Annotated in this window: 8 protein-coding genes; 2 read left to right on the top strand and 6 right to left on the bottom strand. The window is 71.3% G+C overall.

The window, feature by feature from the left end; genetic code table 11:
- Positions 1–485: 485 nt before the first annotated feature.
- Positions 486–1091: a TetR/AcrR family transcriptional regulator gene (locus AB0C76_RS20695; protein WP_359967204.1), complete on the bottom strand. Its 606-nt coding sequence runs from the start codon at positions 1089–1091 to the stop codon at positions 486–488.
- A gap of 117 nt (positions 1092–1208) precedes the next feature.
- Here AB0C76_RS20695 and AB0C76_RS20700 point away from each other — a divergent pair, with 117 nt between their 5' ends.
- Positions 1209–2753, top strand: coding sequence for an FAD-dependent monooxygenase (locus AB0C76_RS20700; RefSeq protein ID WP_359967207.1), 1545 nt, complete (start codon positions 1209–1211; stop codon positions 2751–2753).
- Between the two features lie 222 nt (positions 2754–2975).
- Here AB0C76_RS20700 and AB0C76_RS20705 read toward each other — a convergent pair whose 3' ends face one another.
- A complete protein-coding gene (locus tag AB0C76_RS20705; protein WP_359967210.1) occupies positions 2976–3926 on the bottom strand; it encodes a Gfo/Idh/MocA family oxidoreductase in 951 nt (316 codons plus the stop codon).
- Positions 3927–3977: 51 nt separating this feature from the next.
- Complete coding sequence (locus tag AB0C76_RS20710; RefSeq protein ID WP_359967213.1) at positions 3978–6614, bottom strand: tetratricopeptide repeat protein; 2637 nt, start codon at positions 6612–6614, stop codon at positions 3978–3980.
- Positions 6615–7156: 542 nt separating this feature from the next.
- Between AB0C76_RS20710 and AB0C76_RS20715 the strand changes: the two genes are divergently transcribed.
- The gene (locus tag AB0C76_RS20715) at positions 7157–8806 is read left to right on the top strand and encodes an N-6 DNA methylase (RefSeq protein WP_359967216.1); all 1650 of its coding nucleotides are present in this window, start codon (positions 7157–7159) and stop codon (positions 8804–8806) included.
- A 14-nt stretch (positions 8807–8820) separates the two neighbouring features.
- Here AB0C76_RS20715 and AB0C76_RS20720 read toward each other — a convergent pair whose 3' ends face one another.
- Genes AB0C76_RS20720 through AB0C76_RS20730 form a run of 3 tightly spaced genes read right to left on the bottom strand, consistent with a single transcriptional unit; the run spans position 8821 to position 14070 of the window.
- Entirely contained in the window at positions 8821–10956 is a 2136-nt protein-coding gene (locus AB0C76_RS20720) for a UvrD-helicase domain-containing protein (protein ID WP_359967219.1), read from the bottom strand.
- Between the two features lie 40 nt (positions 10957–10996).
- The gene (locus AB0C76_RS20725; protein WP_359967221.1) at positions 10997–12202 is read right to left on the bottom strand and encodes a restriction endonuclease; all 1206 of its coding nucleotides are present in this window, start codon (positions 12200–12202) and stop codon (positions 10997–10999) included.
- Positions 12199–14070, bottom strand: coding sequence for a DUF4357 domain-containing protein (locus tag AB0C76_RS20730; protein ID WP_359967223.1), 1872 nt, complete (start codon positions 14068–14070; stop codon positions 12199–12201). Before AB0C76_RS20730 ends, AB0C76_RS20725 begins: the two co-directional genes overlap by 4 nt.
- Positions 14071–14188: the final 118 nt, after the last annotated feature.

Raw genomic sequence — 14188 nt, forward strand, 5'->3', positions numbered from 1 at the left:
TGCGAGCCACCTCGCCGGCCTCCGCCTGCGCGCCTCGGTGATCTGGATCAAAAACCTCACCAAGACCACCCCTTGATCGCGACCGAATACGCACCCTAGGAGTCCGCCCACGCCACCGGCGCCGAGGCGAAGGCCGACCACGCGTCGATGCCGACCTGGCTCCCTGGCGGCGTGACGACCGTCAACTACCGCATGTCCGCCACGGGTCATGACCGCTTGCCGGCCGCCACCGTCCCCGACGGCCGGTTGCCCGAGGGCTGCACGCCGGGCGAACCACGCGGCGTCGCCGACCTGACGACGGCCTGGTTCCCCGGCGACACGCGCCACAGGCGACGGCCCGCTGCGGCACCTACGACGCGGCCCCGGTCGGCGGCCGGCTGCACGCCTGGCAGGACCACGCCGTCGAACTCGCCGCCCTGCGGGCGAGTTGAGCCCTCACCGAATCGAGCCCCACTCCCGCCGCCCCCCGTCGAGCCCTTCGCGCGCTACGGCGCCTTGAGCAGGGGCAGGACGACGTCGTCGAGGATCTCGCCGACCACCTGGTCCGACGGCACGACGCCGCCCACGAGGAACGCGTCGCGCAGGAGGTCGAGCGGGAGGGAGACCGTGCGCGGGTTGATGCGCGCGGCGTTGATCTGCCCGCGGTCGGCGGCGCGGCGCATCATCGCCTCCAGCGCGTCCACCGGCCCGAGCGCCGTCAGCCCGGTGCGGAACCGCACGCGCAGCTCGGGGTCACGCAGCAGGTCGACGAGGAAGCCGTGGACGGCGTCCATCGGCAGGTCGTCGAAGCGGTGCAGCAGGCTGAGCAGGAAGGCGGCCAGGTCGGCCCTCAACTCGCCGGTGTCCGGCGGTTCCTGGTAGTCGGGGGCGTTGCGGCCGAGGGCGGCGATGACGAGGGCGGGCCGGTTGGGCCACCGGCGGTAGAGGACCGGCTTGCTGGTCCGGGCGCGCGCGGCGACGCCGTCCATGGTGAGCCGGTCGTAGCCGTGCTCGGCCAGTTCGGCCCACACCGCGTCGAGGATCGCGCGCTCCAGCTCGTCGCCCCGCCGGCGCGACACCCGGCCGGACCCGCCCACCGCTGCTCTGCCCATCACCGGATCCCGTAGATACGTTGCGTTTCTTATCGGGGCCAGTCTACAGTCGAGAGTAAGAAACGCGCCGTATCTTATGAGCCCGTATTATGAGCCCGTACCCAGAGGGGGACCGCCATGCCAGGCTCCGCATCACCGATCGAAACCACGGACGTCCTCGTCGTCGGCGCCGGCCCGGTGGGCCTCGCGCTCGCCGTCGGACTGGCCCGCGCGGGCGTCGACTGCCGGATCGTCGAACGCGACCCGGACGTCCGCGACCGCGGCGTCCGCGGCAAGGGGGTCAACCCCAGGACGCTGGAGGTGCTCGACGACCTCGGCGCCGCCGAGGGCATCCTCGCCCGCGGCCTGCTCAACCCCAAGGTCCGCACGTACGAGGGCAGTCGGGTCGTCCACGAGGTCGACCCGGCCGCCGCCAACACCCCGACGCCCGACCGCCCGTACGCCGGCATGGTCCTGCTCGCACAGCACCACACCGAAGCGGTGCTGCGCGACCGGCTCGCGGAGCACGGCGGGAAGGTCGAGCTCGGGACGGAGCTCGTGGACTGCGTCCAGGACGACGAAGGGGTGCTCGCGACCCTCCGCCGTTCCGCCGCCGGCACCTCGGTGATCCGCGCACGGTACGCGGTCGGCTGCGACGGCGGGCGCAGCACCGTCCGCAAGCTCACCGGCATCCCGTTCCTCGGCGAGACCTGGGAGGAGGAACGCTTCATCATGGCGTCGATGCGCATCGACGGCCTCGCCCCCGACCGGATGCACATCTGGAACGACGCCAGGTTTGGCGCCGGCGCCCTCGCGATCGTGCCGCTGCGCCAGGACGACACGTGGGCCGTCCACGCCGCCGTCACCCCCGACGAGAACGGCGCGCTGCCCGCGCCCACCCTCGACACCTTCCGCCGCGTCCTCGCCGAGCGCGCCGGCCTGCCCGGTGTCACCCTCCACGACCTCACCTGGGCGAGCACCTGGCGCCCCACCGTCCGCATGGTCGAGCGCTACCGCAGCGGCCGGATCCTGCTCGCCGGAGACGCCGCGCACTGCCACTCCGCGGCCGGCGGACAGGGCATGAACACCGGCATCCAGGACGCCCACAACCTGGCCTGGAAACTCGCCGCCACGCTGCGCGGCGCCCCCGACGCCCTCCTCGACAGCTACGAGGCCGAGCGCCTGCCCGTCGCCCGCGCCGTCCTCGCCGCCACCTCCGCCCAGCACCGCACGCTCTTCGCGGACGGCGGAGCCCGGGCCCTGGCCGACCAGTTCGCCGACCTGACGGCCACCGCGGGCGGCGACTTCACCGGCCTCTCCGTCGGCTACCGCGGCGGCCCGCTCGGCCGCGACCTCGACGACGCCACCGGCGTCCGCGCCGGCGACCGCGCCCCCGACGCCCCCTGCCGCACCACCGACGGCCCCACCCGCCTGTTCGACCTGTTCCGCGGACCGCACTTCACCCTGCTGAGGTTCACCGACCGCCCCGGCCCACCCCTCCTCCCGCCGCTCCCCGGCCTCCGCGAGGCCGCCGTCCAGGACCCGGACGGACACGCGCGCCGCGCCTACGGCCTCACCGGCGACGCCGCCGTCCTCGTCCGCCCGGACGGCTACGTCGCCCTGACGGCGGGCACCCTCGCCGCCGGACAACTCCGCCAGCACCTAGGCCAGTTCGCCCTCTGACCGACCCCCTCCACCGACGGACCGACCGGCTCCGGCCAGCAGCGGCGGCCACGTACACAGACACGTCCACATGTCCGGCTCCTGGCACATGGGCAACGGCTCCGCCACCCTCTCCCGCCCCACCGGCCACGCCGCCGCCTGCACCGAGGTCAACAACGACAACTGACGGCGACCCCACCGGGGCTCCCCCGAAGCCCCGGTGCCCGCCAGTGCGCACCGCCCTCACGCTCCCGGCACCGCATGGTGGATCGCAGTGATCGTCGCCGCCGCGTCGAACCCGAGCACCGGATCGGGCCGCCCGGAGAGCAGGCTGGCGTAGAGCGGACGGTAGTGGGCGACCTTCCGCGCAGTGCGGCCGTCGTTGCCGAAGGCGGCCAGCAACTCCCCCTGCCGTGCGGCGAATCCGGTCATGGCGGTGTGATCGATCCAGACTTCCACGCCGGAACGATCGAACACCAGGCTGCTCTCCTTGCTACTGGAACCGGTCAGCCAGCTGCTGCGAAGCCGGGCCATGCCGGCCACGCCCCGAGACCGGAACTCCACGGTGCACCACGCGCTCGCGCCGCCGTCCATCTGCCGGGAGGACGCGAGTCCCGTGAGGTCGACGAAGCGGGTGAGCATGCTGAGCTGGTTCACCCCGGAGTCCATCCAGCTGGAGACGTACGAGGCGAAGGCCTCCGCCCCACGGAGGACGTACGGGTCGTAGAAGGCGGAGGTGATCGTCGTGATCGGCCCCCAGTCCGGATTCCCGGCGACCAGTTCCACCGCCCAGTCGACCTCGGGGGAGAATGCGAAGTGGTGGGCGGTGAACAACCGGCCCGCCACGTCGGTCTTCTGGTCCAGCTCACGCAGTCTCGCGAGGGAAGCGAGGTCGTGGACGAGAGGCTTCTCCACCAACACCCTGGCCGAGGAACGGAGCAGAGCCAGCACTGCCAGATCGGCGTGCGTCTCCGTCGGGGTCGCGATGACCACGAGCTCCGGCCAGTGCGCGTCGAGAGCCTCGCCGAGGCTGCCGTAGTGGGGTGGTTCGGCTCCCCGGAAGTCCACCAGCCCTGCCGGACGCGGGTCGGCCGTGAACTCCAGGGACACGTCGTCCCGCTCGGCGAGGACGGCGAGATGGGTCTCGGCGATGATGCCGACCCCGGCCAGTCCGACGCGCACCGGATCGGTCATGAGTTCACTTCCCTTCGGCCGGATCCGGCCTCTTGCCCGTGCTCTGGTGCCTCATGGTCGCGCGGCCACCTCCGCCCACCGGCCCAACGACACGGCGGCGCCGTCGACCCACTCGACCCGCGGATCGCGCTCCACGGCCTGTGGTACGCCATCGATCCAGCTGGTCACGATCGGAACCCAGTAGGTGTTGCCGCCCGACCTGCGGGTCCGCGCGTCGAGCTCCGCCCGCATGCGACGGACGCCCTCATGGTCGCCACCGAGGACCCCGAGCAGGATCTGGGCCACGTCGGCCAGGTTGTGGCCACCGCGGTAGCCGATCCCGTCCGCCAGCCGACGGGTGGCCCCGACCGCCTCCGCAGCGGCCCCGGCATCGCCGGTCACCGCGTGCGCGACCGCCTCGGCGGAACGGATCTTGACGAGCTCGACCGGATTGGGCACCAGGTCGAGCAGGTCCCTCGCGCGAGTCGCCGCATCCGCCACCGCGGCGACGTCTCCGAACCAGCAGACGGTCTGCGCCAGGTTGGCCAGCGCCTTTGCCTCCGCGGCGGCGAGGCCCTCGCGTCGGGCCAAGTCGACCGCCTCCTCGTACGTGGAGCGCGCCTCGTCGAAACGGGCGTTCACCCGCCAGATGTGTCCGATCAGCCGCAGCCGCTCGCCCTCGTCCTCCGGTCCGCGGCTGTGCTGCTCCCGGAGCGAATCCAGTGCCCTGCCGAACCGTCCGTTGAGGTAGTCGTAGTCGCAGAGCCAGTACCTGGCCACCCCGTCGAACTCGCCACCCACCAGGCCCCGGTAGATCTCCGCCGCGGTGGCGTAGTCCCCGTGGTTGCGCAGCGCGTGGGCAAGGTGGATCCGCACCAGCTGCGCCGTCGGACCGCCCTGCGGCAGGTTCTTCCCCACCGCGTCGAGCAGCCCGACGGCCTCTGCCGCACGGCCGGTCCGGCGCAGTTGGACACCCCGTATGGCAGCGAGGATCGCCCGGTACTCCGGCGTCGCGGTCCGTTCGACGGGGAGTCCGGCGCCAAGCTCCGACCACTGTCCGGCCTCGACGAGGCGCTGCGTGGCCCGGGCCATCCAGTCCGCGAAGACTCCGTGCTCCGCCGAGAGCTTGAGACCTGACTCCAGGACCTGGGCGACGGTCACCCGCTCGGCGGACGGCCCCAGCCGATCCCCCAACCAGGCGAGCAACCTGGCCGCGGCCTCGCTGCGGTCGCGGTCGGACCAGCCGTCCGGGAGGGTGCGATCCGCCTCGCGGATGGCGTGGCGCAGCGCCGCGTGCAGCGCGTAGGGCAGGGCGTAGGCGTCGTCGTGCGTCAGGAACGGCCGGCGCAGAAACCTGGCCACGCTGCCGTCGGAGACGTGGGGCTGTCCGGCCCGCAGGAGATCGGCGCCGACGCGGTCGGTGAGGGCCGCGGTACGGACGAGGTCGCGCTCCTCCCGGGGCAGGTCCCGGATCGACCGGGTGGCCACGGCCGTGAACGAGCCGCCGAAGTCGGCCGCCGACGGCTGCCCTCCGCGGGCGAGCAGCGCGGCGAAGTGGGACACCGACAGGTCCAGGTACAGGGGCAGGCCCTGCCCGCCCGCGATGATGCGCCGGCGGACCTCGGCAGGCATCGCAGGCTCGCCGTCCCGGGTGAGCGCTTCGCTGAGGTAGCTGTCGGCGTCGGAGTCCGAGAGGTAGCCGACGAGGTGCTGGCGGGGCTCGACCGTGTCGTTGCTGAAGTGCAGGTTCGGCCAGGATCCGGGGCCGGTGAAGTCCAGTTCGCCGCCCGCGCCCGTATCGGCCCAGTCGATGCGGTTGCGGCCGGTGATCACGAACAGCACGTTGGGCATCAGGTAGACGCAGCACTGGATCATCCGCTCCACGGTGCGGTCGGCGCCGCCGTTGACCACTTCGAACGTGTCGAGGAACACGCACACCGTGGGCCGCCGGGCCGGCCGGCCACGACGGGGAAGGCGATCCAGGTCCCAGGCGAGCAGGTACGGGAAGTACGAGAGCGTCTCGTAGTCGGCGTCGGCCTCGATCAGCTCCGCGAACAGCTCGCAGTCCGCCAGCAGCCGACCTTCGCGCACCCGGTCCCGGACCGCGCGATAGGTGGCCAGGGCAGCGCGGTGCGCCAGCCCGGTCAGCCCGCCGAGCCCCGCGGGGTCGACGTCCCGCACGGAGTCCGCGATCTGCTCGCCGAGACCGATGCTGCGGGAAGCCCGACGCAGGGCCGGTGAGGCGTCGAGGAAGTCCTGGAGCGCCTCACCGGGGTGAGCACGGGCCCAGTACGAGGCGAGCGCCAGGTCGAAAGCGGGCCAGCGACTGCCCAACTGCCCCAACCCGGCCCTCAGACGCAGCAGCAGGCCTTCCAGGTCGGCGGCCCCGTCCTCGGAGACGTCGACCCGGACGGCCACGACGTCGCCCTGCCCCTGGGCTGCGGCATCTGCGAGCAGCCGACGCTCCAGCTCGTGGGAGAGCGTCGTCTTCCCTATGCCCCCCACCCCGTAGAGCGTCAGGACGTTGCGGCGTCCCTGCGCCCGGTCCACGACCGGCGACACCTCGGCCTCGTCCAGCGTGCGGCGCAGGCCGTCCACCGACCGCTCGAACGCGGCCACTTCGTCGACCCGGTTGGTGAAGACCTGTTGTGCAGTAACGGTGGACGACAGCCCGCTCATGAACGCAGCCCGCAGGTTCACCCGTGCCATCCCGCCTCCTTGTCCGCGTCACCCCGATGATGACCCGTTCGCATCGCCCGAGGAGTGACGTGATCTGAAATCCTGTCAGGTTTCTGCGGAGCGCGACAAGGATCGGCCGGGCAGGACGGGATCGCCCGGATGCCGACCGCGCCAGCTCCTCCTCGGACAGGGCCGAGAGCTGAGCCGCGTCGCGCGTCGGGATCAGCTGGTCGGCCGAGATCGCCTGGGCAGCGGCCTCCAGGTGGTGCCGCCTTCTCCGTGCCCTTGGCGTCGTCGCGACGTTCCGCCCGGATCTCCGCCTGCACTGCGGCCAGAAGCTCGATACCGGGTGGGGCTGCTCGGCCCGCGTCATACGTTTGCACTCCCCCTGACGTGTGCGCAGTGCTTCGTTCACCGTACGGAGTGCGACCGCCGCCGGGGCCGGATTCCATCAAGCACTCCGTTGAAGTGCTCAGGCCGCCTTCGTAAACGATGTGCTACACAAAGAGATGTGAACGCCGCCAACATGGGTCGTCTTCCTGGATGACGTGCTCGCCGTGTACGGTGGCCGAATGAAGGACGACACTCGCCACGCGCCTGATCCGCTGATCACCGGTGCCGAGATCGCCCGGCTGGCCGGAGTGACCCGGGCCGCGGTTTCCAACTGGCGGCGGCGCTACGACGATTTTCCGGCGCCGGCCGGGGGTGGGCCGACCAGCCCCCTCTTCAACCTGGCCGACGTGCAGGCCTGGCTCGCCAAGCAGAGCAAGGGACACCATGTGTCCGACGAAGTCCGGCTGTGGCAGTCACTGCGCGGCGAATTCGGTGACGACGCCATCCAGGGGTTGGCAGCGGTCGCCCGGCTGCTCACGGACGGTGCAGCCCCACCTCGTCTCGGGCCGGAGATCACCCGGCAGGCGCTGGAGATCGCACGGAGCACCTCTGCGGCCGAGCTGATGGACGCTCTCACGGAGCGGTTCCTCGATGCCACCCGCCGTGCGGGTTCGGACCAGGTCTCCTCCCCTCGAATCGTCCGGGCGGTGCAGCACTTCACGGGCCCGGTCCCGGACACGGCGACCATCCTGGATCCGGCCTGCGGAATCGGCACCCTGCTCCTCTCCCTCGGTCCGGCGGACGGCCCGGCCCGGTACGGCCAGGAAGTCGATGCCTCGATGGCCGACTTCGCCCAGCTCCGCGCGGCGCTGAGCGGCCGCACCCGTACCGAGATCCGGGCGGGTGACTCCCTGCGCGACGACCAGTGGCCGGGGCTCAGGGCCGACCTCGTCGTCTGCGACCCACCGGTGGCATGGCCCGACTGGGGGCGCGAGGACCTCCTCCTGGACTCACGCTGGGAACTCGGCACGCCCTCGCGCGCCGAGAGCGAGCTCGCCTGGCTCCAGCACGCGTACTCACACACGGCTCCCGGAGGCAGGACCGTCATCGTGATGCCGGCCTCCGTCGCTTACCGGAAGGCGGGCCGACGTATTCGTGCCGAGCTCGTCCGGCGGGGCATCCTCGCCCAGGTCGTCGCCTTGCCGGCGGGAACCGCGACGGCACACTCCCTCCCCGTCCACCTGTGGGTCCTGGTGCGCCCCGACGGGCAGGCTGCGCAGACCGTCCGCATGGTGGATCTCACCGCCAACGCGCCGGACGGACCGCTCTCCCCTCAACCCGACCAGGTCGTCGACATCCCGCTCATCGATCTCCTGGACGACGTCGTCGACCTCACGCCGGGCAGCCACATCGGCAGCGCCCACCGGGACTACCTCGTCGAGTACACCGCCCTCCGCGACCAGCTGCGGGACCAACTCCGCGCCTTGGACGCCCTGCTGCCCCGGCTCACCCCTGGAGGCGGGCCGGGAACGCTCGACACCGCATCCGTCAGCGTCGCCGATCTCGCGCGCGCCGGACTGGTCGAATACACCGGGGGCGAGCCGGTGTCCGTCAGCGAACACCTCGACACCGACTACCTGCACGGTTTTCTGGTCAGCCCCGCCAACAGGCGCCGTTCCACCAGCAGCACCGGCACGTTCCGCGCCGACATGCGGGGCTCCCGCATTCCCCAGATGGGCATCGAGTCCCAACGCCTGTACGGCACGGCCTTCCGTGCGCTCCAGGAGGTCGATGCAGGTACGCGCCGGCTCGCACAGCTCAGCCGGCAGGTGACTGAGCTGGCCCGGGAAGGCCTCACGAACGGTGCGCTGAACCCTCCCGCCGAGTAAGACTGAACCGCCCCTCACCCGCGCGGGGGCAGGAAGCCGCTCGCAGCCCCACTCCACGAAACGGCCAATGCCTCCCTCGCGCGGGTGCAGGCCACGAAGAGCAAGCACCGTTCGCGCAGCATGTCCGTCTCGTGCTGGGACTCGTCCACCTCGGCCGGGGTGATCTCCCGCGCGAACGGCACGGCACCCGCGCTCACCCCGAGGACGGCCACCGCGCGGAACTCAAGTCCCTTCATGGCGTGCATGGTGGCCAGCCGCACACCATCCGCGTCCGGCGCCGGGCCGTCCTTGACGCGCACCACGGGCACACCGGCATTGGCCAGCCTGTCGTAGGCCTTGTCGAGCAACACGTTGAAGCGGCTGGAGACGCCGATGTCGGCGGGACGGATTCCCTGGGCGATCCACCCCTCGATCCGTTGTACGAGTGCGGCGATCTCCGCCTGCTCGGAACCGTGGCCCTCCACGTGGGGCCTGCGACCGCGGAGCAGCGAGCGGTACCCGGCGAGACTGTCGGTGCCTTCGCCGCCCAGGTCCTCGACCCCGGCGGAGCCGATGATCCCGGTCGACCAGGCGAGGATCTCCTCCGTGCTGCGGTAGTTGATGCGCAGCCGGCTGGTGCGGCCCTTCACCTGGATCCCCAGCGAGCCGAGCGACACCCGCGAGTCGTAGATCCGCTGGTGCGGGTCCCCGGTGATGAACAGGTCGTCCGGGCCGGATGCGACGGCCGCCCGCAGCACCCGCCACTGTGCGGGGTGGAGGTCCTGCGCCTCGTCGACGACGACGTGGTCGTACCGCGCCGCCGCGCCGTCGAGCGCCCGGGCCGCCTGCGCGCAGACCTGGAGGTGCGTGACCGCCCCCCGCGCCTTCAGCGTGGCCTCGAAGAGCTCGACGGCCGGCCACAGCAGCTTGCGCCGCCCCGTCACGAGCGACCTGCCACGCCCCGGACGGTCGGACGCGAGGTAGTCGTCGAGCGTACGAAGGTCGTGGGCGAGGACCACGTGCCGGTACTCCTGGGCAAGGAACTGCTCGGTCCACGGGAGGTCCAGCCGCTTGCGGATCCGCTGCCAGACCAGCTGTTCCTCGCGGTCGCCGATGATCGCGGGCACGCGTCCCGCGTGTTCGGTGAGCGTCCGGTGCGCAAGGGCGTTCACGGTCGTCACGTCCACCCGGGCGAGCTGCTCGTCGTCGCCGTCGAGGAGCAGCGCCAGGTTCTCCCGCAGGGTCGCGGCCAGCGCATTGGTGTAGGTGGTGAGCAGCACGCGCGTGTCGGGCGACCGGGACAGCAGGTGCTTGACTCGGTGCAGGGCCACGACCGTCTTGCCCGTGCCGGGGCCCCCGGTGACCTGGACGGGGCCGCGGTAGGAAGCCCGGTAGGCGACCCGTCGCTGCGAGGGGTGCAGGAAGACCCGCCACGCGGCGAACGGCTTCTCCAGGATGTCGGCCAGCTCGCCGGGGCCGGAGACCAGGGTGATCCGGCTGGCGGTGTTGGCGATGGCCGCGGCCAGACTCTGCTCGGACTCCGGGACGGGGGCCGCCGCGCGCCGTTCGACCACGACGTCCCGGTACACCTCCTCCGGCGTGAAACCCTCCGCCAGGAACTGCAGGACCTCGAACTGGTCCTCGGGTAGCAGCGTCCCGAACGCCTCCAGCTGCGGCCTGTCGACCACGGTCCGCACCGCTCGCAGCACCTGGTCGTCAATGCCGAGGTCGCGCAAAACCGTGTCGGAGTGCTGCGCGAACAGCAGCGTCGGCGCGGTCGTCGCCGCCTTCTCAAGAGCCGGGGTCAGCTGCTCGATGGCGACGACGTTGCGGACCTCCAGGGCGCGGGTGGCCGTGTTGACGGTGTAGAGCCGCTTGGCCGCCCAGGTGTACGCGTCGTCGTGCGGCACGACGTTGATGAGCAGGAAGACGTCACTGCCGTCGTCGGGGGCGAGGACGACGCCGCGCCAGAAGTCGTTGATCCTGATCGTGCGCATCCGCGGATCGCGCGCCTTGTCGACGGACTCCAGGTGCAGGCCCTTGTCCGCGTGCAGCTCGGGTACGGTGAGCTGCTGGAACTTCTGCATCGCCTTCCGGACACCGGCCTTGACGGGCTTCTCCAGGACGTCGTAGCTCTCCCAGAAGCTGTTCGCGAACGCGAGCTGCGGCACCGACGGACTCCCTACCCCCTGGTGGCTGTTCCGATCGTGATCATACCGTCACGCCCGGGGCCATCTGCCAGGCCAGGGAACGGATTTCACCGAGCAAATCGGCCGACCCCCGATCGAGGTCCAGCGCGTGTTGATGGATGACGATGCCCGCATGCCGCACTCGGTGGGCGGCGTGCGGGGCGTTGCCCTTGGCGTAGATGAGGTGCCCGTCCGGCAGGCCGAGGGCGGTGCAGTAGGCCAGCATCTGGTAGAGGTCGCCGTCCGGGAAGCCGCCGGACTTCTCGGCCTTGTACTTGGCGTCGGCTACGGCCTGTGGTGCACCCTCCGAGCCGTACACGACGAAGTCGGGCTTCATGCGGATCTCGCCCGCCTCGTCCAGGTGGTGCGGGTCCTGGAGACGACAGGTCCGGTCCGTCCCGCGGAACGCCTCGCGCAGGGCGACCGTCACGAAGTCCTCGAAGAGCTTGTTCATGGTGAACAGGAAGCCGTCGATGCGCAGTTCACCGGCGGCGTGCTCGGGTGACGATCCGTCGAGGACCACGCGGGCGAGATGGAGCGCGTGGTGGTAGCGGGCGTTGAGGCGGGTGGGGTGCCAGGTGGGGAGCACCTGACCCCGTATGAGCGGGGAGACCTCCGCGAGGCGTACCCGCTGGTGCAGCAGGCGGCGGCGCACGTCCTGGGGTACGCCGGGCAGGCGGAGCAGGTGTTCGACGGCGGCGCGCAGGATGCGGTTCTCCGCGACGTCGGTGGTGAACTCGTCGTACGCGATCTCCACCGGCAGGGCGGCGCCGAACCGGCGACGTATCTGCTCGGCTTCGCGGATCCGACCTCGGACCACGAGTGCGGACTCCTCGACCGTGCGGTAGCCCTGGAGGAGGCCTTGGCGCAGCGCCCGGTCCACCTGACGCTCCACGGCGTGGGCGAGGGCCGGCAGGAGTTCGTCGTGGTCGCCGACCTCGACGTCCCCGTCCCGCCAGCCACGCGGGTCGAGGCTGTACCCGATCAGGAAGAAGAGGCGGGCGATCGGCACCTTGGGAGTGATTCGCAGGGCGACAGGACTGCCGCCCGGCACCGCCAGGCTCACCGCGCCGACCTTGCTGCCGGCCCGCAGTGTCCAGTGGCCCGTCCGGTACGGATCGGGGGCGGCGGTGTCGAGGATGCGGGAGGCCGCGATGGCCCGGCCGGCGGCGTCCGGGAGGGGAACGGACACCGCCGGAGCGTGCTCGGTCAGGTGGACGACGGTCACGACTCGGCCTGGGGCTGGTCGTCCCACACGATGTCGCCCGGCTGCACGACGAACCTGGAGCGCTTCGCGGCCACTTCGGCCCGCAGCGCTGCGAGGCCGTAGCGCTTCTCGATGTCGACGCCCTCGCCGTAGTGGTGCTCCTCCAGCAAGGGGAGAATCTTGGTCCGCCAGGTGCGGTCCAGGCCGCCATCGCGGTAGACGCCCGGCTTCATCAGGTACGAGGGGCCGATCCGGAAGTCCGCATCGTCGATCCGGGCGTTGAGCGCGTCCAGCAGGTCGGCCGGTTCGTCGTCGCGCTCCTGCGCCGCGAGCCAGCGCCGCAGCAGGCCGCTGGTCGGCTCTATCCGCGGCGACAGCTCGACGAACGCGAACCGGCGCCGCATGGCCGCGTCGACCAGGGCGATGGAACGGTCGGCCGTGTTCATCGTGCCGATGATGAACAGGTTCGGCGGGAGGGCGAAGTCGTCGCCGGAGTAGGTGAGCCGGACGGCCTTGTTGCGGTACTCCAGGAGGAAGTACAGCTCACCGAAGACCTTCGCCAGGTTGGCCCGGTTGATCTCGTCGATGATCAGGAAGTGCGGCACGTGCCGGTTGCCCTCGCGGGAGGCGAGGTCGGCGAGTTCGCGCAGCGGGCCGGCGGTGAGGCGGAAGGCGACCTCGCGGGTCTCCGGGTCTTCCTTCGGGCGGAAGCCCTCGAAGAAGTCCTCGTAGGCGTAGGAGGGGTGGAACTGGACCAGCTTGACCTGCTCGGGCCCGCCGCCCAGGAACTCCGCGAGCTTCTGCGCGAGGTACGTCTTGCCGGTCCCCGGAGGGCCGTAGAGGACCAGCTGGCGCTCGTCCCAGAGGAGGTCGCGGACCTCCTGGAGCCATTCCACGTCGTGGACGAGCAGGTCCTCGGCGAGCTCGGGGGTCGGCTCGGGCAGTGCCAGCTCGCGCCGGGCGATGAGGATCTCCACGCTCGGGTCACGCTCTATGGCCTCGGCCTCCTCCTCCAGCTCCTGGTCGCTCACTCCGAGGCCCTTGATCAAGGCCTGCACGGACGTGAGGTCGACGACGTCGTGTTGGACCGAAAGCCTCTGCTGGAGCTCTTCGGGCAGGTCGGAGTACGGGTACCCCTCGCTCTGCCACTCCACCGGCCGGCGCAAGTTGGACCGGTCGTCGTCCGAGGCCGTCTGCTCGGCCGGCCCGGTCACCTCTCCGACGTAGAGCTGTCCGCCGGAGATGGTGCACACGGTGTCGCCGGGCTTGATCCGGGAGAGGAAGGCGTGCAGCTCCTCGACGAGATCCTGCTTCTGGCTGTACGTGGCCGTGGACTCGTAGTCCTCCTGCACGAACGCGCGCAGCTGCTCCTTGCTGGTGCCCTGCCCGACGCCTTGCCTCAGCCGGGACGCGGCAAGGGTGACCAGGCCCTCCGGCAGCCAGAGCCGCTGGACCAGGTCGAGGCCGGAGACGTTGGAGCCGCGGACCAGCCAGGCGCGATTCGGGCCGACCCAGACGCCCGGCATGAACTCCGACAACGGCCTGTCGTCCTCCGTCCGCCACCGCGACCACCCGTTGGCCGCGCGGCCCATCAGGATCTCGGCAGCGGCGGACGGCGAGCCGCACTCCACGTCCGCGGACAGTTCGAGATGACCGGGCCAGCGTTCGGAGGGCCGCAGCGTCCCGTCATTGATCAGCTGTGTCCGAAGGCGATTCGAGGACACGTTCCGTACCGAGAAGGACGGAACCACGCTTCCCCGCGCCGGCGCCCCCGCGTACACCAGGAACTTCTGACTCCCGTTACTGCCCTTCTCCGACAGCAGCCGCCCACGCGCTACAGGCCCGCCGTTGGGCAAACGCAGCCGAAACTCCTGAGACTCGTCCTGCACGGACCGCTCCCACCCCTCGTTCTCGGAGATCCTGGTACGCACAATAGGCCCTGCCGCTGACGGACAGGCTGGCGGACCAGGAGGTTGGACGACTTCCGCCCGGTCGCGTCGCGGCGAC

The organism is Kitasatospora sp. NPDC048722, assembly GCF_040650235.1.
GTDB lineage: Bacteria > Actinomycetota > Actinomycetes > Streptomycetales > Streptomycetaceae > Kitasatospora.

Coding starts and splice junctions, on each gene's coding strand:
- AB0C76_RS20700 (WP_359967207.1), top strand. CDS start 1,209: ATGCCAGGCTCCGCATCACCGATCGAAACCACGGACGTCCTCGTCGTC.
- AB0C76_RS20695 (WP_359967204.1), bottom strand. CDS start 1,091: ATGGGCAGAGCAGCGGTGGGCGGGTCCGGCCGGGTGTCGCGCCGGCGG.
- AB0C76_RS20705 (WP_359967210.1), bottom strand. CDS start 3,926: ATGACCGATCCGGTGCGCGTCGGACTGGCCGGGGTCGGCATCATCGCC.
- AB0C76_RS20715 (WP_359967216.1), top strand. CDS start 7,157: ATGAAGGACGACACTCGCCACGCGCCTGATCCGCTGATCACCGGTGCC.
- AB0C76_RS20710 (WP_359967213.1), bottom strand. CDS start 6,614: ATGGCACGGGTGAACCTGCGGGCTGCGTTCATGAGCGGGCTGTCGTCC.